The 23,405-nt window shown below is 56.7% G+C and carries 17 protein-coding genes; 11 read left to right on the forward strand and 6 right to left on the reverse strand.

Annotated elements, in window-relative coordinates; genetic code table 11:
• The first annotated feature begins 718 nt into the window (after window positions 1–718).
• The 8 genes from G536_RS0110035 to G536_RS0110070 all read left to right on the forward strand — a co-directional run bounded on the left by G536_RS0110035 (window position 719) and on the right by G536_RS0110070 (window position 9,773).
• Window positions 719–928, forward strand: coding sequence for a hypothetical protein (locus tag G536_RS0110035; protein ID WP_022823461.1), 210 nt, complete (start codon window positions 719–721; stop codon window positions 926–928).
• 315 nt (window positions 929–1,243) lie between these two features.
• Window positions 1,244–1,882 carry a (2Fe-2S)-binding protein gene (locus G536_RS0110040; RefSeq protein WP_022823462.1) on the forward strand — a complete coding sequence of 213 codons (639 nt, stop codon included), beginning with the start codon at window positions 1,244–1,246 and terminating at the stop codon, window positions 1,880–1,882.
• Between the two features lie 100 nt (window positions 1,883–1,982).
• The gene (locus G536_RS0110045; protein ID WP_022823463.1) at window positions 1,983–2,963 is read left to right on the forward strand and encodes an FAD binding domain-containing protein; all 981 of its coding nucleotides are present in this window, start codon (window positions 1,983–1,985) and stop codon (window positions 2,961–2,963) included.
• 160 nt (window positions 2,964–3,123) lie between these two features.
• A complete protein-coding gene (locus G536_RS0110050; RefSeq protein ID WP_022823464.1) occupies window positions 3,124–5,460 on the forward strand; it encodes a xanthine dehydrogenase family protein molybdopterin-binding subunit in 2,337 nt (778 codons plus the stop codon).
• A gap of 107 nt (window positions 5,461–5,567) precedes the next feature.
• Window positions 5,568–6,755 (forward strand): XdhC family protein, encoded by a 1,188-nt coding sequence (locus G536_RS27295; RefSeq protein ID WP_022823465.1) that lies wholly within the window; start codon window positions 5,568–5,570, stop codon window positions 6,753–6,755.
• A gap of 14 nt (window positions 6,756–6,769) precedes the next feature.
• On the forward strand, window positions 6,770–7,360 hold the full coding sequence (locus G536_RS0110060; RefSeq protein ID WP_022823466.1) for a nucleotidyltransferase family protein: 591 nt from the start codon (window positions 6,770–6,772) through the stop codon (window positions 7,358–7,360).
• Window positions 7,361–7,690: 330 nt separating this feature from the next.
• Window positions 7,691–9,133 carry an MFS transporter gene (locus G536_RS0110065; RefSeq protein WP_022823467.1) on the forward strand — a complete coding sequence of 481 codons (1,443 nt, stop codon included), beginning with the start codon at window positions 7,691–7,693 and terminating at the stop codon, window positions 9,131–9,133.
• Window positions 9,134–9,257: 124 nt separating this feature from the next.
• Window positions 9,258–9,773 carry a DinB family protein gene (locus tag G536_RS0110070; protein ID WP_071837706.1) on the forward strand — a complete coding sequence of 172 codons (516 nt, stop codon included), beginning with the start codon at window positions 9,258–9,260 and terminating at the stop codon, window positions 9,771–9,773.
• A 447-nt stretch (window positions 9,774–10,220) separates the two neighbouring features.
• Here the strand turns inward: G536_RS0110070 and G536_RS0110080 are convergent, their stop codons facing one another.
• The 3 genes from G536_RS0110080 to G536_RS0110090 all read right to left on the reverse strand — a co-directional run bounded on the left by G536_RS0110080 (window position 10,221) and on the right by G536_RS0110090 (window position 13,263).
• The gene (locus G536_RS0110080; RefSeq protein WP_022823470.1) at window positions 10,221–11,867 is read right to left on the reverse strand and encodes an amidohydrolase; all 1,647 of its coding nucleotides are present in this window, start codon (window positions 11,865–11,867) and stop codon (window positions 10,221–10,223) included.
• Window positions 11,868–11,887: 20 nt separating this feature from the next.
• Window positions 11,888–12,337 carry a hypothetical protein gene (locus G536_RS0110085; protein ID WP_026880033.1) on the reverse strand — a complete coding sequence of 150 codons (450 nt, stop codon included), beginning with the start codon at window positions 12,335–12,337 and terminating at the stop codon, window positions 11,888–11,890.
• A gap of 152 nt (window positions 12,338–12,489) precedes the next feature.
• Window positions 12,490–13,263, reverse strand: a complete 774-nt coding sequence (locus tag G536_RS0110090; RefSeq protein WP_022823472.1) for an AMP nucleosidase — start codon at window positions 13,261–13,263, stop codon at window positions 12,490–12,492.
• A 188-nt stretch (window positions 13,264–13,451) separates the two neighbouring features.
• Here G536_RS0110090 and G536_RS0110095 point away from each other — a divergent pair, with 188 nt between their 5' ends.
• Window positions 13,452–13,907, forward strand: coding sequence for a type I restriction enzyme HsdR N-terminal domain-containing protein (locus tag G536_RS0110095; RefSeq protein WP_033370014.1), 456 nt, complete (start codon window positions 13,452–13,454; stop codon window positions 13,905–13,907).
• A 90-nt stretch (window positions 13,908–13,997) separates the two neighbouring features.
• On the opposite strand, the gene G536_RS0110100 is transcribed toward G536_RS0110095, so the two are convergent.
• The 3 genes from G536_RS0110100 to ald form a co-directional block, all read right to left on the reverse strand.
• The gene (locus G536_RS0110100; RefSeq protein WP_022823474.1) at window positions 13,998–15,890 is read right to left on the reverse strand and encodes an LTA synthase family protein; all 1,893 of its coding nucleotides are present in this window, start codon (window positions 15,888–15,890) and stop codon (window positions 13,998–14,000) included.
• A 61-nt stretch (window positions 15,891–15,951) separates the two neighbouring features.
• On the reverse strand, window positions 15,952–16,557 hold the full coding sequence (locus G536_RS0110105) for an SMI1/KNR4 family protein (protein WP_022823475.1): 606 nt from the start codon (window positions 16,555–16,557) through the stop codon (window positions 15,952–15,954).
• 166 nt (window positions 16,558–16,723) lie between these two features.
• Window positions 16,724–17,851: an alanine dehydrogenase gene (ald, locus tag G536_RS0110110; RefSeq protein WP_022823476.1), complete on the reverse strand. Its 1,128-nt coding sequence runs from the start codon at window positions 17,849–17,851 to the stop codon at window positions 16,724–16,726.
• Window positions 17,852–18,657: 806 nt separating this feature from the next.
• Here ald and G536_RS0110115 point away from each other — a divergent pair.
• The gene (locus G536_RS0110115; protein ID WP_022823477.1) at window positions 18,658–21,054 is read left to right on the forward strand and encodes a glycoside hydrolase family 31 protein; all 2,397 of its coding nucleotides are present in this window, start codon (window positions 18,658–18,660) and stop codon (window positions 21,052–21,054) included.
• A gap of 182 nt (window positions 21,055–21,236) precedes the next feature.
• Window positions 21,237–23,405, forward strand: coding sequence for a glycoside hydrolase family 43 protein (locus G536_RS0110120; protein WP_022823478.1), 2,169 nt, complete (start codon window positions 21,237–21,239; stop codon window positions 23,403–23,405).

Below are 23,405 nucleotides of genomic sequence, written 5' to 3' on the forward strand. Positions count from 1 at the left end.
GATTAGTACGCACAGCCAGCAACCAGTAACTGCCCTTGAAGCATTAGGCCGTAAAGCACTGGTCTTGGCTACGCTTTCCAAGGCAGAAGTTGGAATACCAGTACTGCCTGCTATGCAATAATAATAAGCCAGTCGGGCTTCTACTAGAATCATTTTAACCCTATTGGCAATGCATTAGTAAAAGTTTGTAAATATCTGTTATACAGTTGTATATGTTTGTAAAGTAATTTCAAATAGGATGCTTTAGATGAAATCGACGGGCAGTTTTTGTATCTAGGTACTCAATCCAACTCAATAGGGCCTTGCGTACTTAAAGAATACATTACTCATGCGTCCGAACCTGTCACGTTTATCTCAGCGCGCTCATTTGCGCCGCACCTGTTACAAGTCTTACGACCTTGCTAGCGGATTCTTTCCGACGCGCTGGGCATGGTATTGCTGGCGCCGTCGTAGCAAAGGCATCACTGGCCTGCCTACCGAATAGATGCCCTAGGTGGTAGCCTCATGAGGTATGAAGCTCTCTAGGAATATCCGTTGGACCGGCCGGTAGATTGGTGAAAAACGGAGTGAGATGTTCAAGCAACACATTCTATGAACATTGGGGCACAACCTGAACGGTACTGCGTTCGTATGCGCTTCGATTGTTGTGCCAGCTTAGGCTAAGCGCAACTGTATTTCAGGTTGCTTTTCATATTATCCTTCTCTCACACCACTAGTCATGAAAAAGGCACTGTTCACTGCTGTTCTCTCTGCTTTCTTGCTTGGTACTGTAGCTCCTGCCTTCGCCCAAGGCATGCCTATGCAGGGCGATACCACCAAGATGAAAACCAACTCGAAAAAAGAGAAGGTTAAATCTACGGATGGCAAAACCAAAATGAACAATAAGAAGGGCAAAGGCAAAATGAAGATGGATAAGTCCAGCATGTAATTTCAGACCTTCGCTGAAGTGCACAACCCCTCCACCGTAAGGTGGAGGGGTTGTGCTGTTTTAGGCCAGTTGTAAGGCTACCTAACTATATAGCCAGCGCATGCAGCTTAATTATTGCCAGATGAAGAGTAGCATAAACTCCACTGTATAGTCTGCCGTATTCAATAAGGAGGATTGAGTTGCTCGGAGGGGCCAGAAAGTTGCGCGATACTGCCACATCTGCCCCTTAAACCTCTGTTCATCAAATAGGTTGTTATTATGCCGGTAGCTCGCATAGGGCTGTTAGCTGTTCACTTTGCGCTTTTCTTTCCTCTTATGTCAGCTTACCCTACTCCCGACGACTCCCCCGAAAATCCGCTCAGCGCACGGCCCGATGATAAATCGCGGCGCTCCTTTATGAAGCAGGCAGGCGGGATTCTGGGATTGGCCCTTACGCCGCCGCTGGTCAGCCAGGCCGAGCGCTTAAAGGCCTACTCGAAAACGGTGGAAGGAGTAAGCGAAATAACATTGCGAGTAAACGGCCAAGCACGCACGCTACGCGCTGAACCCCGCGTGACCTTGCTTGACGCCCTGCGCGAGTATTTGGACCTGACCGGTACCAAAAAAGGCTGCGACCATGGCCAGTGTGGAGCCTGCACCGTGCACATAGATGGTAAGCGCATCAACTCCTGCCTAACGCTGGCCGTGATGACGCAAGGCAAAGAAATTACCACCATTGAAGGCCTAGCAAAAGGAGAGGCTCTGCATCCCATGCAAACTGCCTTTATCAAGCACGACGGCTTTCAGTGCGGGTATTGCACACCGGGGCAGATTATGAGCGGTGTGGCGTGCGTGAAGGAAGGCCACGCCACCACTGATGCCCAAGCCCGCGAATGGATGAGCGGCAACCTCTGCCGTTGCGGCGCCTACCCCAACATCACCGCCGCTGTGCGCGAAGTGGCAAAGAGTGCATAGTGCCTTGGGCTTTGTGCTTACATCGTTTTTCGACCGAGAAGACAGGTAAGCACAAAGGAGGCGCGACAATATTTAAGCACGAGGCACAAAGCACTAGTACATGAATAACTTTAGTTATACCACCACCAGCACGGCCAAAGAGGCTACCAGTGCCCGAAAAGACAATGCGCAGTCGGCCTTTATTGCCGGCGGCACCACACTTCTCGACTTGATGAAGCTTAACGTGGAGCAGCATCCACAGTTGGTTGACATCAACATGGTGCCGTTTAAAGGCATCAGTGAAACAGCTGACGGCCTGCGTATTGGGGCGCTGGAAAGAATGAGCGACGTAGGCGAGAATCCGTTGATAGTGCAGCAGTACCCCGCCATTTCGGAGGCGCTGCTGCTAAGTGCCTCACCGCAGCTGCGCAACATGGCCAGCATTGGTGGCAACCTGATGCAGCGTACTCGTTGCTCGTATTTTCGCGACACAGCTTTTCCGTGCAATAAGCGCAACCCTGGCTCGGGCTGCCCGGCCCAAACCGGCGACAACCGCGGGTTGGCTATTTTGGGCGGCAGCACCGCTTGCATTGCCACCAACCCCGGTGACATGGCCGTGGCCCTGGTGGCGCTGGATGCCGTAGTGCTACTGGAAAACAGCAAGGGCAAGCAGCGCCGCGTGCCACTTCTCGATTTTCACTTGCTGCCTGGTACCACGCCGCAGCGCGAAACCGTGCTGGAGCCCGACGAGCTGATTGTGGCCGTAACGGTGCCCACCGCAGCCCACGCCCGCAAGTCGCACTACGTGAAGGTGCGCGACCGGGCTAGCTACGCTTTTGCGCTGGTATCAGCAGCGGTGGGGCTGGATGTGCAAGGCGGCCAAATCCGGTCGGCGCGTATTGCTATGGGCAGCGTGGGTACCAAGCCTTGGCGCGCCCTAGAGGCCGAAAAGCTGCTGGTGGGCAAACCAGCTAACGAGGCCAGCTTCCGGGCGGCGGCTGTTGCAGCCGTGAGTGGGGCCGCACCGCGGGAGCACAACCGGTTCAAAGTGGAGATGGTACAAAAAACCGTTGTGCGGGCGTTGCAGGAAGTAGCAGTCTAGTGGTATGCTCTTCTTGATGTAAGCCACCAGCCGCAACAAATAATGTGCGCCGCTTGTGTTTTAAATGAGCCCTGGCGACACCTAGTCGCACGCTTCACCTAGTACAGTAAACAGACTTGCCAAGCGGAAGCTTGGTGTTATAGCCAAGCTCACTCTCACTATGGATACCGAACCCAGATTTTTTGAAACCAATGGCCCTGGCACGGGTGGGGTAGTGGGGCAGCCGCTCAACCGCATAGATGGTTACGACAAAGTAACTGGCAAAGCCCGCTATTCGGCCGAGTTTCCGCAGCGGGGATTGGCTTACGGGGTGCTGAAAGGCAGTGAAATTGCGAAAGGTCGAATCCAGAGCATTGACGCCACGGCAGCCCTGAAGGAGCCTGGGGTACTAGCCGTACTCACCCACCAGAACCTACCCAAACTCGCGAAAACGCCCAACGACCCCGAAGGCAAAAAGGCTATTGGGGCCCCAATGGGGTTCCTGCCGCTGACTTCAGATGTAGTGCACTATGCCGGACAACCTGTGGCATTAATAGTAGCCGACACTTTTGAGCGAGCCACCCATGCTGCTTCGCTGGTGCGGGTGCAATATGCTGTGGAGAAGCCTCTGGCCTCGTACCTGGACCCCAAAGCCGAAATATTCAACCCGGAAAAGGTGCAGGACGACAAAACCAAAGGCTACACTCGGCGCGGCGACGCCCGGGCGGCTTTGGCAGCGGCCCCCATCAAACACACAGCCACCTATACCCACGCCATCAACCACCACAACCCCATGGAGCCCGGTGCCACTACGGCTGTATGGGAAGGCCCCGACCGGCTGACGGTATACGAATCTACGCAGGGCATTACACGCACCCAGAAGTCTCTGGCTACTATGCTGGGGCTACCGCAGGAGCAGGTGCGGGTGGTAACCAAATACTTGGGTGGTGGCTTCGGCTGCAAAGGTGCTAGCTGGCCCCACACGGTGCTAACGGTGCAAGCTGCCAAAGCCGTGAACCGGCCAGTGAAGCTGGCTCTCACGCGCCAGCAAATGTTTACGGGCATGGGCCACCGCGAAGACCAGACCCAAACCCTACAGATAGGAGCTACTCAGGAAGGCAAGCTGCTGGCGCTGGTGCACGAAAAAACCTCAACCACTTCGCCCTGGGACAATTACGCCGAGCCCAATAGCAAGATTATCAACCTGCTGTACGCCTGCCCTACGTTCGAGTCGAGCTACCAGCTGGCCCGCGCCAACGTAATGACGTCCACCTTTACGCGGGCTCCCGGCGAAGCGCCTGGCTCGTTTGCCATTGAGTGCTCGATGGACGATCTGGCGGCCCAGCTGGGCATCGACCCGCTGGAAATCAGGCTGCGCAACTACGCCGAAAAAGACCCCACCAACGGCAAGCCTTGGAGCAGCAAGAGCCTGAAGCAGTGCTACGCCCGTGGTGCCGAGCTGTTTGGCTGGAGCAAGCGCAACCCCCGCAATGGAGCTACCCGCGACGGGAAATATTTGGTGGGCTACGGTATGGCTACGGCTTCATACCCGGTGCACAATTCGCAGGGCACGGCCCGTGTGCGGCTCTACGCTGATGGTCATGCCGTGGTACAAAGTGGGGCTACCGACCTGGGTACCGGCACCTATACCGTTATGACCCAAGTAGCTGCCGATACGTTAGGCATCACGCCCGACAAAGTACGGTTCGAGCTGGGCGACTCGCGGCTACCGACGGCGCCCAACTCGGGCGGTTCGGTGGCGGGCGGCACGGTGTCGTCGTCGGTGTACGTGGCAGCACAAGAGGTGTGGCAGAAGCTGAAGAAGCTGGCTGTAGCCGATAAAAAGTCGCCGCTATACCGGGCTAAGCTAGATGATGTAATGGTGGAGAAAAACCGGCTGGTGCTGAAATCCAACAAGCAGAAAGGCGAAGACTTCATGGCCCTGATGAAGCGCAACGACCTGCCCGACATGGAAGGTACCGGCAACGGCAAATACGGCTCGGGCTACGAAGCTGCCCAGGCTGCCCTCAACGCTGACCCCACCAAGAAAGATGAGGCGGGCGAACATTCCATGCACTCGTTTGGGGCACACTTTTGCGAGGTGCATGTAGATGCCGAGCTAGGTACCGTGCGCGTGACGCGTTGGGTGAGCGTGCACGCCGCCGGCCGGATTCTAAATGCCAAAACCGCCCGCAGCCAAATCATCGGCGGCAGTATTTTCGGTATTGGGGCGGCCTTGATGGAAGAAACCTTCCGGGACCAGACGTTTGCCCGCTACACCAATGCCAGCCTCGGCGAATACCACATTCCCGTCAATGCCGATATTCCGGACATGACTGTGGAATTCATCGACGAGCACGACCCCTATATAAATGCTATGGGCGTGAAGGGCATTGGTGAAATTTCGATGGTGGGCGTATCGGCCGCCGTGGCCAACGCCGTATTCCACGCCACTGGCAAACGGATTCGGGAATTGCCTATCACCCCCGACAAAGTAATGGGCGCACTGGCAGTGTAATGTCAGTTGTTGGTAATAAGCTATCAGTTGCCAACTGGGAGTAGAACTTTCAGGGCAACTGGTAATTCATTGCTGACAACTGACAGCTCCCAATTGATAATTGAAACATGACTGAGCTTCAACGACTTCTTATAGCCTACGACGACCACAAAGCCACCAACCAGGCCTGCGCGCTGGCCTCAGTGGTGGATGTGGCTGGCTCGGCTTACCGGCGGCCCGGCGCCCGGATGCTGGTCACCGACGACGGGCGGCTGACAGGGGCCATTAGTGGCGGCTGCCTCGAAGGCGACGCCCGCCAACGTGCCCGCCGCACTATCCGGCAGGGCCGCCCCACCGTCGTCACCTACGACTCCACCGACCCTGACGACGATTTGCAGTTCGGGGCCGCGTTGGGCTGCCAGGGCGTCGTGCAAATTCTGTTGGAACCCCTCGATTTCGCCGACCCCAATAACCCGCTGGAATTGCTGCGCCGCTGGGCAGAAGGCGTGGAGAAACCGGCCGTGGTAGCTACCGTCTTCAGCTTGGCCGGCCCCGACGCACCAGCTCAGATGGGGGAGCGGCTTCTGCTGCTCGCCGACAATACCGTGCAGGGTACTCTGCCAGTCACTTCCGAGTTGTATGCTACCATTCTAGCCGACGCCCAAACTGCACTTGTAGCCAGTCAGCCTGCCACCCGGCACTACCCCGTAGGAGCGGGTACGGTGCGAGTAAGCTTGGAAATTCTGCGCCCCCCAGTGCGCCTCACGGTGTACGGAGCCGGCAACGATGTGCAGCCGTTGGTACGCCTGGCCGCTGGTTTGGGCTGGCGGGTGCAGGTAGTGGATGGCCGCCCGGCGCAGGCGCAGGCTAGTCGTTTTCCGGAGGCCGAGCAGGTACGGATTCTGCCACTGGCCGAAGTGCCAAACGAGCCGCACGATGCCCGCTTCGCGCTGCTCATGACCCACAACTATTATTACGACCTAGCCGTGCTACGCCACTTACTACGCGCCCCCACCCGCTACATCGGGCTGCTAGGACCCCGTAAGAAATACGAGCGGCTGCTCACCGACTTGCACAAAGAAGAACCTGCTGCCGCCGAGCTGCTAGCCACTCGGCTGCATAGCCCTATCGGCCTCAATTTAGGGGCCGAAACGCCCGAGGAAATTGCGTTATCAATAGTGGCTGAAATTCAGGCGGTGCTGGCAGGTCGCCCGGCCGGTTTCCTGCGCGACTCGCCGCACCCAATCCATCCGCCACTGCACGCCAACGCGCCCTTAGTAGCCGAAGGCCGGGTAGATGCGGTCTGTGGGTTGTAAGCAACGCCTACTCAATGTCTACGGCTATTATTTTGCTGGCAGCCGGTTCGTCGTCCCGGCTTGGTGAACCCAAGCAGCTACTTCCGTATCAAGGCCAGACCCTGCTGCGCCGCGCTGCCGAAACGGCCGTAGCTGCCGCAGCTGGTGCCTCGGTAGTAGTGGTAACAGGCGCGCTACACGAGGAGTTGTTGCCGGAGCTGGCGGGGCTGCCAGTGCAGGTGGTGCGCTGCCAGAGTTGGCAGCTGGGCATGGGAGCTTCCCTGAAAACTGGCCTGCATCTGCTGCAAGCCACCACGCCGGTCTTGGGGGCTATTATAGTCATGCTCTGCGACCAGCCTTTCGTGACGCCGGCGTTACTCCAGCAGCTAGCCATCACCCACGAATCTACCGGCCAGCCTATAGTCGCCGCCGAGTACGGCGGAGTGCGCGGTGTACCCGTGCTCTTTGGCTCTGAGGCATTGCCGCTGCTGGGTACTCTACCCGATAACGCCGGCGCCAGCCAATTCCTAAAAAAGCACCCGCAACTGGTAGCCACTGTGCCTTTTCCGGAAGGCGCCATCGACGTGGATACGCCTGAGCAGTACGCGGCGCTGCTGGTAAAATAGTACCCTAGCGAATATATACTCAGCTAGCGTGTGAAAAGTGCTGCCCACACAGCTGGATTAGTTATTGTTCGATAAGGTTGCTGGCTTGGAGAAGCCGTCGTGTAGCCGACGAATGGCACATTCGTGCGGATAGTTTCGCAATTAGATAGGGCAGAAGTGAAGGAGAAGGCACAGGGTTAAATAATGTTGAGGAGCTATAGAATTACTTTGTAATAAGATGGTGTAATTCGCTTTCCTGACGTGAAGTGAAAGTCAGCGGCTTGGTCCACCCCAACCTGAACCTTGGAAACCCGTTACTTCACTCGTTGCTACGTTGCTACTCCCTCTTTCATGACTTCAGTTCCTACTACACCGCTGGCACCAGCCGCCCACACCTCTGACATTCCCAAAGACAACAAGCGCATCACCACCGGCTGGACGTTCTACGACTGGGCCAACTCGGTGTATCCGCTGGTTATTACCTCCAGCATTTTTCCCATCTATTGGGGATCCATGGTGAAGGCCATTACGGGTACCGACAGCGGTAAAACGCCAGTGGAATTTCTAGGAATGCACATTCCGGGTACCTCCTTGCAGAACTATTCGGTGTCAGCGGCTTTCCTTGTCATTGCCCTCATCAGCCCGCTTCTCACGGCCCTAGCCGATTATTCGGGCCGCAAGAAGCTGTTCCTGCAAATCTTCTGCTACATCGGAGCCATTTCCTGCGCCGGCCTCTATTTCTTTGAGCCCAGCACCTTCACCATCAGTGTGTTTGTGTTCATCATGGCTACGGTGGGCTTTTCGGGCTCTATTGTTTTTTACAACTCCTACCTGCCCGATATTTCTTCGGAAGAAAAGTTCGACTCCCTATCAGCGCGCGGCTTCTCTATGGGATACATCGGGTCGGTGCTGCTGCTGGTTATGTGCTTGATGCTGATTCAGGGCCCCACGCTGTCGGGCACGCCTATGTTTGGGCTGGATGCCGGCATGGCCACCCGCTACAGCTTTCTGCTCACGGGCGTTTGGTGGGCCGGGTTTGCACAGATTCCCTTTTTCACGCTGCCCCCTGACCGAGGCCGCCCCGCTGGCGCCACCGCCGAGTCGGGCTGGCTGCTCAACGGCTTTCGGGAGTTGGGTAAGGTGTGGGAAGAAACCAAAAAGCAGCCCAACCTAAAGCGTTTCCTGCTGGCTTATTTCACCTACAACATGGGCGTACAGACCGTGATGTATGTGGCCACACTTTTCGGCGACGAAGAGCTGCATTTGGATAGCAAGTCGCTCATCATTACCATTCTGCTGCTTCAGATTGTGGGCATATTGGGTGCTTACCTGTTTGCCAAGCTCTCAGAGCGCATCGGTAATACACGGGCCCTAAGCTGGGCCGTATTTATCTGGATGCTGATTTGTATCGCCGGCTACTTCGTGCAGGCTGGCTGGACGTTCTATGCGCTGGCGGCCGTTATTGGCCTCACCATGGGCGCAGTGCAAAGCCTCTCGCGCTCCACGTATTCCAAGATTATTCCGGAAAATACCCCCAACTCCGCCGCCTATTTCAGCTTCTTCGATGTAACCGAGAAAGTAGGCATTGTGATTGGGTTGGTAGTATTCGGAGGCATCTCGCAGCTAATGGGCGGCAACATGCGCTACAGCATCCTGGCCCTGATTGTGTTCTTTATCCTAGGCCTGATTTTCCTGTTGCAGTTGCGTGGCCGCAAGCTCCGCGAAGATGTAAACGACACCTTGGCGCCGCCACCTGCTACGCCTAATGCCGGTATGCCGGCTACTAGAAAATAGCCATAACCTCAAGCTTGAGAAAGCCGCTTCTATTATTGGTAAGCGGCTTTTTTGTCAGCAGCTCAACCCAAACGCTTGGCATGTAACGGCTGCCGTCTCGCATTTTTTTTTCTTTCTAAGCACTATGAATACTTCGCAACCCACTCTACAAGCTAGCCTCAGCGCCGAACTGAAGCACGAGCTGAAGTTGACACGCCGCCTACTAGAACGGGTACCTACTGAGCAGTTCAGCTGGCAGCCGCATCCTAAATCCATGAAGCTGGGGACGCTGGCCTCACACATGGCCAACTTAGTTGGGTTTTTGGAAATGTCATTGCTGGGGCCCGAAACCGATATACTCACCCAGCAAATGCCCTCGTCGCCAACCACTACCGATGAAGTGCTGCGCCGCTTCGATGTGAATGGCGAAAATATCCATAAGGCTTTAGAGCAAGTAGACGATACCACATTGCATGGCACTTGGACTATGCGCCGGGGCGAGCAGGTATTCATGACGATACCTCGCGCGGCCGTAGTCCGCACTTTGGTTCTCAACCATCTTATTCATCACCGCGGCCAACTAAGCGTGTACCTGCGCCTGTTAGATATTCCGGTACCAGCCATCTATGGCGGCTCTGCTGATGAAGCACCGCAACGCTAATAGCAACCGTTAAACCCGTATGCGGCTACTAACTACGTTCTTTCTAATGCTGACGGGCGTGGTTAGTAGCTATAATACAAGCGCTTGTGAATGCTACGTGTTGCCTGCGCTTGCGCAAGATTTCCGGCAAGCATCAGCAGCTTACGTGGCCACTATAGTAGCAGCGCCCTCTGGTTGGCAGGTATGAGCAACTATTAAACTTGAAAGTAGAAAAGGTATTCGAAGGCAACAGCAATGTGCTAAAGTGTGTGCTGTTAGCTGATACCAATTGCCAGTTCGGTTTTCAGATTGGGAAGACTTACTTAAGTCATGCCGATAACTAGATATCCCCAACGGTTCTTTCAGTGAGTATATGCTCCCGCACGAAAGAACTGCTAGCGGCTAGGAAGGAAGAACTGGCTGAACTGCAAAACATAACCACAAAGAAAGCCAAGCAGTAGAATAACTTTATTTGCCCTTGTACACCTGCTCGCCTGCAATCCAGGTTTGTTGCACTTGCGCACCGCGTAGCTTTTCCTTAGGGGCTTCTAGCAGGTCGGTGTCCAGGACCACGAAATCGGCGGCCATACCGGGCCGGATGCTGCCTTTCTGCTTGTCTTGGAAGGCGGCGTGGGCGGCCCAGGTGGTCATACCGCGCAAGGCGTCAGGGCGGCTGAGGGCGTTTTCCATCTGGAAGCCACTGGCCGGGTAGTTCTTGGCATCCTGCCGAGCTACAGCCGAGTGAAAGCCGAACAGCGGATTGATGTCTTCCACCGGAAAGTCGGAGCCAATAGCCACTTGGCCGTATTGCTCACGCAGGGCGCGGTAGGCATAGGCAGTTTTTAGGCGCTCAGCCCCCAGCCGTTCCCCGGCCCAATACATGTCGGAGGTGGCGTGGGTGGGCTGCACCGAAGGCACGATGCTGAACTGCCCGAACTTCACCATATCGGCCTTGCTTACCACCTGGGCGTGCTCGATGCGCCAGCGCCGGTCGTTTTTGCCTGTCAGCACTTCCCCGTATATATCGAGTAAGAGCCGGTTACTGGAGTCGCCAATGGCGTGGGTGTTCATCTGGAATTTGCTAGCTGCCAGTTCTTTGGCCAAAGTGCGATAATCGGCAATAGACGAAAGCAGGAAGCCAGTTTCCCGGGGCTTGTCGGTGTAGGGGTGCAGTAGGCAGGCGCCACGTGAGCCCAAGGCCCCATCGGCGTACACCTTGAAGCTGCACACCGTTAGGCGGTCTTGAAATACAGGGCCATTTTTCAGGTAATACTCCTTGTTGGCCTTAGTGGGATTGAGCATGGTGTAGAGACGCAGCTTCAGCTTGCCCTGCTGCTGTAAGGTCGCCATCTGGTCGATATTGGCTTTGTCGAGGCCGGCATCGGCGAGGCTGGTGAGGCCCACGGCCACGCAGCGCTGCTGGCCTTCCAGCAGGAGGGTAGCAGCTTCGGTAGCCGTCGGTTCCGGAATCTTCACTGACACCAAATCCACGGCGTTGTCAACCAGTAAACCAGTTAGGCGGCCGGCGGCATCCTTGGTGATGGTGCCGCCGCTGATGGGCGTACGGGTTGTTACGCCGGCCAAATCCAGTGCCTTCTGGTTGACGAGGGCAGCGTGCCCATCCACCCGCACGATAAATACCGGCGTGTTTGGGAACAGTGCGTCCAGCGTGTCTTTGGTTGGGAATTGCTTACCGGGCCAGTCGTTCTGGTCCCAGCCGCGGCCGGTGAGCCACGCGGCCTGCGGGAACTGCTGGCGTTGTTGCTGTAGTTTCTGCACCACCTGCGCCCACGAGGTAGTACCCACTAAATCGGCGTCGCGCAAGCCCAGGGCGTAGCGGTAGAAGTGGCAGTGCGCATCGTAGAAACCGGGGTAGATGAACTGGCCGTGGGCATCTACTTCCTGCTTGGCCTGGAATTTTGCCTGCACTTCGTCGGCGGTACCCACGGCTACAAACTTGCCATCCTGTACGGCAAAGGCCGTGGCCTTGCTGAAGGCGGAATCCACGGTATATATGGTGGCATTATAGACCACCAAATCAACGGGCTGGCGCGACTGGCAACCGCTCAGCAGACTCACCAACAGGCCTGCGGCAAACAAGAAAATTCGGTTCATACGGGCGAAGGTACGCGCCCCTACGCGGTTTTGCGGCGGCGAATTTTGGCATCCTCCTGGCGGCAATTCTGGAGCCAGGCTAGGGCCTCTGGTTCTACTGTAAACCGCTCTATGCGGTAAGAACGGTCGTCGTAATACGAGGCGTTAGGAATATTAGGATCAGCGAGGGAGCCAGCTAGTTGGTGCGGCGCCATTAGGTAGGCAATGTACACGGGCTTCCGAAGCCGCAACGGGAGTTGCGGAAAGAACTCTTCCAATATCCATTGCAGGTCGGTGGCACTTACGCCGCTAGCCCGGCCGCTGAGGTTGATAAGCCAAAAGCGGCACCGGCGAGACACGGCTTCATCTAGCATAGCCATGTAGCCGCGTTGCAGCTCAAATGGCATCACTCCGCGCCGCCAGTGGGCCGCCAACACCCGCGGTATAGACTGATACTCAATATCAAGGTAGGTAGAAGAAAAAGCACCCATGTAGAATAAACGTCTCGGTCGATATTAAAACGAAATGAATAAGGAAAAGTAAGAAGAAAGTAAACTGCAAAAAAATCCCCAGTAACTACAAATTACTGGGGATAAACGTTATGCTTGGTACTAAGCAACTAGTGTTTTCTCAGTGCCTTGCACTATTCAAAGCGCATGTGCTTCACCGATTCGCCGGAGTTCTTCAGTTCCAGCAGCGAGTCGATGCCGATTTGCAGGTGTGCCGTCACAAAATCGGCCGTCACCTTTTTGTCACTCTCCGACGTTTTCACGCCCTCCGGCGTCATCGGGTTGTCGCTCACGAGTAGCAGCGCGCCGTGCGGAATTTCGTTTACGAAGCCTACCGTAAAGATGGTAGCCGTTTCCATATCCACGGCCATAGCCCGAATCTGGCGCAGGTACTCTTTGAAGTTCTCGTCGTGCTCCCACACCCGGCGGTTGGTGGTGTACACGGTGCCGGTCCAGTAGTCTTTCTCGTGCTTCTTGATCATGCTGCTCACGGCGCGTTGCAAGCGGAACGAAGGCAGGGCCGGAATTTCTGCAGGTAAGTAGTCGTCGGAAGTACCTTCCCCACGGATGGCGGCTATCGGCAGAATCAGGTCGCCGAGCTTGGTTTTGCTTTTCAGGCCGCCGCATTTGCCCAGGAACAGCGCCGCTTTGGGCCTGATGGCCGACAGCAAATCCATTACGGTGGCCGCCATGGGGGAGCCCATACCAAAGTTGATGATGGTAATGCCGCCAGCCGTAGCCGACTGCATGGGCTTATCGAGGCCGCGCACTTCCACGCCAAACTGCTCGGCAAACATGTGCACGTAGTTCAGAAAGTTGGTGAGTAGAATATACTGGCCGAACTCTTTTAGCGGAACGCCGGTGTAGCGGGGCAGCCAGTTCTCTACGATGTCTGATTTGGTTTTCATTAGGGTCTTGGTTTATTGGGAATTTGGGGTCTTAGTTGGATAGGGCTTGGGGTTTTAGGGCTTTGGCGGCGAATAAAGCCAAGCCACTAAGCTCCTAAGACCCTATAAAAAAACCGCCGACCTTGTGATAGGGCGACGGTACGGAATTGAAAAGCGGGAACAGAGCCCAGGCCGTACCTTTGGAGGTGATGCAAGAGCTAAACCTGCCGCCTTTCGAGTACAAAGTTACGCAAACCGGCGAAATTCTATATATCTGGGACGTACTGCGCCGCAAGAACGTGGTGCTGACGCCCGAAGAGTGGGTGCGCCAGCACATTCTTCATTATTTGATAAACCACCGAGGCTACCCGCGCGGCTTGCTGAGCATCGAGCGGGGGCACCGCTACAACCAGCGCCAGAAGCGCACCGACCTCTGGGCCCTCGGCCCCGACGGCAACCCGCTGCTGCTGGTGGAATGCAAGCGGCCCACCGTGCCCATCACGGCGGCCGTAGCCCAGCAGGCCGCCACCTACAACCAAACCATCGGGGCGCCGCTGCTGCTGCTTACCAACGGGTTGCAGCATTTTTGCTGGCGCGTAAATCTCGCGCAGCGCACCAACGAGCGGCTAAGCGAAGTGCCGCCGTATGGTGAGGTTTTGAGTTAGTGAAATGGTGCGTTTTATGTTCTAGTCGCACGGTTTTGCGCAAGTAGCGCCAGCAGAACAGTAAACTCACCATCTCACAGGTTCACCATTTCACTTGTAAAGCGTGTTGTCGGCGAGGCCGTTGAGGTAGAACTGTACGCAGGCTTTCAGCTCGTTGCCGTATTGATGGAGCTTCTGCGGGTCGGGAGCAGCTAGGGGCAGCGCAGGCAGGGCATGCTTTTGGTAGGGGTAGAGGCGCACCTGATTGTCGGTGGTGAGTTCGGCCACATAGTCAGAGTGGACGAGGAAGTAGCTGCCGCCGCTCAAGAACAAGGCCCGGCCGGTGGTACCGGCGTCAAACACAGAGTAGCCGAACGGCAGCAGTGGCTGCCCCGGCGCTAGGCCCAGGTAGTCGAGGACGGTGGCCGGAATGTCGGCTTGCTGGGTGATGCGCTGCACGTTGGCGGCGGGCAAGGCATGACCGGGGTGGAAGAGTAGCAGCGGCGTTTTGTAGGAACCCAACGTGTTCTGGTACTCGGCACGCAGGGTTTGGGAGGTGTGGTCGGCTAGCACAATGAACAGCGTATTCTGATACCACGGCTGCCGGGCGGCGGTTTTAAAGAACTGCCGCAGCGCAAAATCGGTGTACTGCACGGAGGCATGAATGGGCAGTTCGCCGGCCGTGAACTTGCCCTTATACTGCGCTGGCACCGGAAACGGCTCGTGCGAAGTGAGCGTGAACACTGTGGAGAAAAACGGCGGCTTTTGCTGCCCCAGCTGCTTAGCGAAATATTGTAAGTAGGGCTCATCGAAAATGCCCCAGTGCCCATCAAAATCGGGGCTGGAGGTGCCGCCGGGGTATTCGCTTAGGCCGTAGTACTGCTGAATACCGGTAATGCCGGCGAAGGTGTTGAAACCCATGGTGCCATTGGTGGCTCCATGGAATACCGAGGTAGCGTAGCCCTGCCGCCCCAGCAATTCGCCTAGCCCGTGCAGTTCATCAGTCTGGAAATCAGAGGTGATAAACGAGTTTTCGGTGAGGGCCGGCAAGCCCGCCAGCACCGCCGGCAGCGCCTCAATGGAGCGGCGGCCGTTAGCGTAATGCTGCCGGAAAAACAGCCCCTGAGTAGCCAGCGAATCGAAGAACGGCGTGTAGCCCTTGCCACCGTTTTCGATGCCGTTGTACTCGGAGGCAAAGCTCTCAATCAGCAGAATCACCACATTATCCCGCGGGGCACCGGGGCGCGGGCCAGGCGGTCGGGCGGCCAGCGCCGGCTTCAGTGCCGCCATTGAGGGGAAATACGTGCGCCGTTCGGGAGCTTCCGTGCGCAAACTTTTCAGGAAGGTGAAGGTGCTGTTCAGCGCCACGTGACCCAGCACGGGCGGCGTCTGCATGAAGGCGTGGCCTGTGCGTAAGGGCTTGAGCTGTACCCCACCCCGGATACCCAGCACCGTGAGTCCGGCCAGGAGCAGCACCTCTACAATCGGCTGCCACACTCGCCGCTTTGGGCGGGCCTGATAGTAGGCAGCGTCGGCCTCGGAAGGCATGGGGTAAAAGTACCACACTAGGCCAAACAGCACCCCAAACGGAATTAGCAGAAACCAGTAGTGCCCCGCCAGCTGCCCCGCCTGCCGCTGAATGTCGTCGGTGATAGTGAACAGCTCGTTGGTAGTGCGCCGCCCGATGAACTTGAAATACTGCGTGTCAATCAGGTTCAGGGCAATGCCAACGGCGTTGACGGTCAGGTAGAACCCGCGCAAGAAGCCCTGCCAGCGGAAGCTGAAAGCCGGCACCAACGACAGCACCAGAAACGGCACGTTGAGCAGCAGCAGTGCCGAAATGTCGTAGCGGAAGCCGTGCCAGAACGCCAGTAGCACTTGCTCCGTGGGTGCCTCCTGAAATACGCTCCGGTTGGCCCAGTAAAAGCCCAGCCGGAGCAGCACATACACGCCCATCAGCAGCAGCAACCGACGCAGCAACAGGCGCAAAAGCGGTGAAATCATGGGTTCTTAGTGCTTGGTGCTTAGATGGCAGCGCTTAGGTTGTTCTGATGAATACCAAGCACTATTTCTGGTCGGGCGTGAAGCGGATGGACTGCCCATCAGGCAAATCCTTGATCTGGCGGTAGAAGTTGGCCAGCCAAGCCAGGCGTTCAGCAGCGCTTATTGCTTTGGTGCTGGCGGGCTGTTGGTTGTTGGTGGCCATGCAGAACGGCGGATACACGCTTAGTAACTGGCCCGGCCGCAGCACGCCGCCACCTTGCTGAAAAGCTCGTAACGGCTCCATGCTCAGCGCATCCATCGGAAATTTTTCAGCCCCAAACAGAAAATGCTTAAAGTCCACTTCCAAGTCGGCCAGCTCGCCGGTTTCGGTGTCCAGCCACAGCACCGCGTCGCCGCGCAGCAGAAACTGGTTGCCTACACAGTCCTGCCCGAATGGAATATCGGATTCCATTACTTCATCATAAGTGCGCCAAAAGGCTTCTTCGCCGTGCCAAGCCACGTCCAAAGAGTGCCAAGTGGGTTCGGCCACGCAGCCCCGGATGTGCAGGCCCCCGAAATATGCTACTACGCCGTTCTGCTCGCGCAGGAAGGTTTGTAGATACACCGGAAGCCGGGCAAACGTGACGAGGTCGGTTAGCTCGCCGCCAGTGAACAGAATACCTTTCAAATCAATCGGAAATTAAAAATTGAAGATTAAAAATGGTGACTTTACGAAGTCAGGCTGCACATTGAATGAGAGCCACCAGCTGCCGGGTTGAATTAAAAATTGGGCGTCCTAACAACCATGAAGTTGTCAGAACGCCCAATATCTATTGTTTGCTTCTACTTTTCAATTACACAGCAGCGCCTTCCAACACATTCTGCACGTCAACCAGCGGCAGGTTCCAGGCTTCGGCTACACCTTTGTACACCACTTCGCCATGCACCACGTTCAGGCCGAGACGCAGGGCCTCGTCGCGGCGGCAGGCTTCCTGCCAGCCCAGGTTGGCTAGCTTCACGGCGTACGGCAGTGTAGCGTTGGTCAGGGCCAGGGTAGAGGTGTAGGGCACCGCGCCGGGCATGTTGGCCACGCAGTAATGCACAATGTCGTCGATGATGAAGGTGGGGTTTTCGTGCGTGGTGGGCTCGCAGGTTTCGATGCAACCGCCTTGGTCCACGGCCACATCCACGAGTACCGTGCCGGGCTTCATGGTTTTCAGCATCTCGCGGGTGATGAGGTGCGGCGCTTTGGCCCCCGGAATCAGCACCGCGCCAATGATGAGGTCGGCAGTTTTGATGGCCGCGCGGATATTATACTCGTTGGAGTATTGCGTCACCACGTTCTTGGGCATGAAGTCGTCCAGCTCGCGCAGGCGGTTCAGGCTGATGTCCATGATGGTCACTTGCGCGCCCAGACCGGCGGCAATTTTAGCGGCCTGCGTACCCACGATGCCGGCACCTAACACCAGCACCTCGGCGGGCTTCACGCCGGGCACGCCGCCCAGCAGGATACCACGGCCTTTCAGCGGCTTCTCCAGGTATTTGGCACCTTCCTGCGGGGCCATGCGACCGGCTACTTCGCTCATCGGGATGAGCAGGGGCAGGGCGCGGCTGGGCAGTTCCACGGTTTCGTAGGCCAGGCACACGGCTTTACGCTCAATCATGGCGTGGGTCAGTTCCTCGCCCGAGGCAAAGTGGAAGTACGTGAACAGCAGCTGGTTTTCCTTGATAAGTGGGTACTCCTGCGCAATCGGCTCCTTTACTTTCACAATCATCTCGGCCTTAGCATATACCTCCTCGATGGTAGGCAATACAGTGGCGCCGGCCTCTTCATACTCGGCGTCCTGGAAGCCGCTGCCCAGTCCGGCTGTGCTTTGCACGTACAGCTCGTGGCCATGCTTGCGGAGTTCAGCTACGCCGGCGGGCGTCAGACCCACGCGGTTTTCGTTGTTCTTGATTTCTTTCGGGACGCCAATAATCATGTGAGAGCGGAGATGGTGAGGAGGGGAAAATAACTGGCTTGAAAACGGCAGCAAAGATAAGCGAAGCGGTTGGCATTGCACGTTGCCAGGCCGCCGTTCCTTTGTTACAAGCCGCCAGCCTATGGTTGTTGAACCAGAGGGCTAGCACATGGCTGCAAAATGGCCTTCCGTCTCGATTATGGGCTAGGAGTGGTGCCGGGAGCTTAAAATTGAATGCAGAAACAGCTGCCTGACGAATTATTACCCCTTAAAAAGCTGATTTGTGCCACAATGGTCATTTATAAAAACTGACCTTGCTGCCAGTATACTTGGCCTCAGTTGCCTGTTCGCTCAACCTTCCTTTTCGCCCGTTACTCCTTGAGTTGCAGGCTGCTCATAGTTTGAGCCGTAGTGCTGCATACTTATTTACATAAGCACAATCGATTGTGCGAAAATTAATCATCTTTGCAAGCAAGGGCATAGTTGAGCTAATCTGAAAAGCAGCCTTCGCTATTTAGTTGCCAGCTGCCTGCGCCCTGCATTATTTGCTTTAATGGTACCGTACTGCTCTTTCCCTGACTCGAAGCCAATGAACTGCCTTGCCGCCTTCAATAAAACCTAGCTTTAGCAGGTCCGTCTGGCTGCTGCACTCAACCCCGAAAATTATTCGGTGGGTTGGCCCGAGCTAGTTGCCACTGGCCTTCGAGCGCACCACGCAGGGCTTGCGGTTGATGCTGCTAGCCTCAGGCGGACAGCTTAGTTTATGGCTTTACGATTGATTCTTTCCTGATCCTCCCCACAACATTTGCTACCCACCCCCAAACAGAATGTTTCCAACTAGCTTTAAACCATTAGCCAGCCTGGGGCTACTACTGACTACCGCCGTTGCCGCTCAGGCCCAGCGCTACCAGCCTACCGCTACCGGCCTCAAGCTCAGCACCGACTCAGTGACCGTGGAAGTGCAGTTTTACTCGCCTGATATCGTGCGGGTGCTGAAGTTTCCGAAAGACCGGGAAGCCATGAAAAAAAGTTTGGCGGTGGTGCTAACGCCCGCGCCGGGCAAGTTGAAATACAGCGAAAAGAACGGCGTAGCTACCGTGGGCAGCGCAAGCACGCAGGTGCTGGTCAACCAGCAAACCGGCCAGGTCAGCTTCCGGACTGCTAAGGGGCAGCCGCTGCTGAGCGAAAAGGCATACGGGGCGCGCTTCAGTGCCAAAACTGATATCGACCAGCCCACCTACCGGGTGCGCCAGCAGTTTCAGCTGGCGCCCGGCGAGGCAGTGTACGGCCTAGGCCAGCACCAAGAGGGGACCTTCAACTACCGCGGTAAGCAGCTGACGCTCAAGCAGAACAATATGGTCATTGCCGTGCCGGTGCTGCATTCCAGCAAGGGCTACGGCGTGTTCTGGGACAACTACTCGACCACCAAATTCGAGGACAACGCCCAAGCCACAACCTTCGACTCGGAAATAGGGGACTGCGCGGACTACTATGTGCTCAATGGCGGCGGCACGGCTGATGGCGTGGTGGCCCGCTACCGCCAACTCACCGGTCCGGCTCCCATGTTTCCGCGCTGGACGCTGGGCTACTGGCAAAGCAAGGAGCGCTACCGTAGCCAGGATGAAACGGTAGATGTAGTTAAAAAATACCGCAGTTTGGGTATACCGCTTGATGGCATTGTGCAGGACTGGCAGTACTGGGGCGAAAACAACGACTTCTGGAACTCCATGGAGTTCGGCAACCCGCGCTTCCCGAACCCGCAGGGCATGGTGGACGAGGTGCATCAACTGCACGCCCACCAGATGATTTCGGTGTGGCCTTCCTTCGGCAAGAAAACTAAGCCCTACCAAGAGTTTGCCGCCAAGGATATGCTCTTCGATTTCATCACCTGGCCCCGCACACCCCACGTGAAAGTGTACGACGCCTTCGACCCCGCGGCGCGCGATATTTACTGGAAGTACCTGAACAGTGGCATCTTTAAGCTGGGCATGGATGGCTGGTGGTTGGATGCCACCGAACCCGACCAACTCACGCCCTTCGACACCGACGACGACAACGAAACCGCCCTGGGTAGCTTCCGCAAAGTGCGCAATGCTTATCCGCTCATGAGCACCAAAGGCGTGTATGAACACCAGCGCCAAACCAGCGAAGCCAAGCGCGTATTCATTTTGACGCGCTCGGCCTTTGCCGGGCAGCAGCGTTACGGCACTATGGTGTGGTCGGGGGATGTAAATTCGCGCTGGGACGTGCTAGCCAAGCAGGTGCCCGCTGCCCTCAACTTGAGCTTGGCGGGATTCCCGTACTGGAACAGCGACATTGGCGGCTTTTTCCCGTCGGGCAATTACCCAAAAGGGGTGAAGGACCCGGCGTTTCAGGAGCTATACACGCGCTGGCAGCAGTTTGCGGCGTTCACGCCCATGATGCGCAGCCACGGCGAGTTCACGCCCCGCGAGATTTACCAGTTTGGCGAGCGGGGCACGTGGTCGTTTGACGCGCAGGAGAAGTACATCCACCTGCGTTACCGGCTGCTGCCCTACCTGTACTCCAACATGTGGAACGTGACGCACAACGCCGGCACGCTGCTGCGCGCCCTACCCATGGACTTCCCCCGCGACCCGAAAGCAACGGACCTGGGCAATGAGTATATGTTCGGCCCCGCGTTCCTAGTGCGTCCCGTTACGGAGGCGCAGTACGTGAACCGGCCCGACAAGAACGTGCCCGTACCTGCGGATTTCGCGCAGACGAAGAGTGTAGATGTGTACCTGCCGGCTGGCACCGCTTGGGTTGATTTCTGGACGGGCAAGCGCCAGACTGGCGGCCAAACCGTGCAGCGCGAAACGCCCATCGACCTTCTGCCGCTCTACGTGCGGGCCGGCTCGGTGCTGCCGCTGGGGCCGCGCCAGCAGTACACCGGGGAGAAAGACGGGGCGCCGCTGGAAATCCGGGTGTACCCCGGCGCTGATGGTGAATTCACGCTATACGAAGACGAAAACGACAATTACAACTACGAGAAGGGTGCTTACGCCACCATTCGGATGCGCTGGAACGACAAAGCCCGGCAATTAACCTTCGAGGACCGCGCCGGTAATTTCCCGGGCATGCAGGCCAGCCGCACATTTCGGGTGGTGCTGGTGGATGAACAGCACGGTACTGGGCTAGGCGAGGATAACGCGCCGGCCAAGGAAGTACAGTACGCCGGCCGCAAAACCAGTGTGAAGCTTTAAATAAATAATGCCAGAAAAGCCGTTCGTCATGCAGAGCGCAGCATCTCGTTCCAATCGTTGGATTAGTAGCCAGACATCGGCACGCGAGATGCTTCGCTGCGCTCTGCATGACCAATGTTTTCCTTGGTACCTCCTGCTTCAAATAGTAAGCTCTACAGCTTTTCTTTTCTCAACCCGTTTTAATGAAACGCCCCTTTTCTCTGACCCTACTGCTGAGCGCCCTAGCGCTGACTAATCCGGCCAGTGCCCAGTCCGCCAAAGCCGCGAAAACTGCCGCTGCCGCACCCTACAGTGCCTACCTGTTCGCCTACTTCACCGGCAACGACAACAAGAAACAGGAAGAAGCCATCCGCTTTGCCCTCAGTCCCGATGGCTACCATTACACCGCCCTGAATGGCAACCGACCCGTGGTTAGCTCGGCCGCCATCAGCGAAACCGGCGGGGTGCGCGACCCGCACATCTTGCGCGGAGCCGATGGCAAAACCTTCTACATGGTGGCTACCGATATGGTATCGGCCAAGGGCTGGAGTTCCAACCGCGGCATGGTGCTGCTCAAGTCCACGGACCTGATTAATTGGAAATCCAGTGTCATCAACTTTCAGAAGCGCTACGCCAAGCAAGATGACCTGAAGCGGGTGTGGGCTCCGCAAACCATCTACGACACCAAGGCCGGCAAGTACATGGTGTACTTCTCGTTGCAGTACGGCGCCGAGCCCGATAAAATCTACTACGCCTACGCTAACAAGGATTTCACCGACCTGGAAGGCGAGCCGAAGCAGTTGTTTTTCAGTCCCACCAACGGCTCGTGCATTGATGGCGACATTGTAGCCAAGGATGGCAAGTTTTACTTGTTCTTCAAAACCGAAGGCCAGGGCAACGGCATCAAAATAGCTGTGTCCGACAAGCTGACCGAGGGCTACGTGCTCGGCGACAAATACGTGCAGCAAACCACTAGCCCAGTGGAAGGCGCAGGCACCTTCAAGCTCAACAACTCGCCCGACTACATCCTGATGTACGATATGTACACCAGCGGCAAGTACCAGTTCACCCGCACCCGCGACCTGCAAACCTTTACGGTAGTAGATCAGGATATCAGCATGAACTTCCACCCGCGGCACGGCACCGTCATGCCCATTACGGCTGCCGAAGCTACCCGCCTAGCCGCCCGCTGGATGGTGCCCTCTGATGTGCTGCTGGCGGCTACTAACCCCTCTATCCGCAAAAACAACACCGTGGTAGACAGTACCGCTGGCAAAGTGGCGTTTATTGTGCCGGCAGGTAATAACCTGAAATCGTTTGACTTGCAACTCCGCAACCCCGCGTTGCCCGTCACGCCCAGCAGTCCGCAGAATTTCATCAAAGGCCCCGTGACGTACACGGTAGGGCAGGGAGCCACCAAGCGCGCCTACCAGGTGAGCGTGACCGAAACCCATAACCCCGCGCTAACCGGCTACTACGCCGACCCGGATATTCTGTATTCGCAGAAAAACGGCAAGTTCTACCTCTATCCCACGAGCGATGGGTTTGATGGCTGGTCGGGCACGTATTTCAAGACGTTTTCCTCGCCCGATTTGGTGAACTGGAAGGATGAGGGCGTGATTCTGGACCTGCCGAAGGATGTGAGCTGGTCGAAGAAAAGCGCTTGGGCGCCGACCATTATCGAGCAAAAAACGGCCACTGGCTACAAGTACGCCTACTATTTCTGCGCGGGTGCCAAGATTGGCGTGGCGCTGGCCGACAGCCCCACCGGCCCGTTCAAAGACTCGGGCCAGCCCTTGCTCGACAAGCTGCCCGAGGGCGTGAAAGGCGGCCAGCAGATTGACCCCGCGGCCTTCCGCGACCCCAAAACCGGCAAATTTTACCTGTATTGGGGCAATGGCTACATGGCCGGCGCGGAGCTGAATGACGACCTGACGAGCCTGAAACCCGGCACCACGCAGGTGATGACGCCCGATAACACCTTCCGCGAGGGTGCTTACGCATTCTACCGCAATGGCAAGTACTACTTCATGTGGAGCGAGGACGACACCGGCAGCCCCAACTACCAGGTGCGCTACGGCACCTCCGACACGCCGCTGGGCAAGATTACGGTGCCCGCCAACAACTCGGTTATCGCCAAAAACCCGGCGTTGGGCATCTATGGCACCGGCCATAACTCGGTCATTCAGGTGCCGGGGCGCGACGAATGGTATATCGTGTACCACCGCTTCACCTACCCGAAGGGCATTACCATGAATGGCCCTGGCTACCACCGCGAGGTGTGCATTGACAAGCTGGAATTCAACGCCGACGGCAGCATCAAGCCCGTGAAACCCACCCACGCCGGCATCCAGCCGGTGAAACTAAAATAA

Source organism: Hymenobacter norwichensis DSM 15439 (assembly GCF_000420705.1).
Classification (GTDB): Bacteria; Bacteroidota; Bacteroidia; order Cytophagales; family Hymenobacteraceae; genus Hymenobacter; species Hymenobacter norwichensis.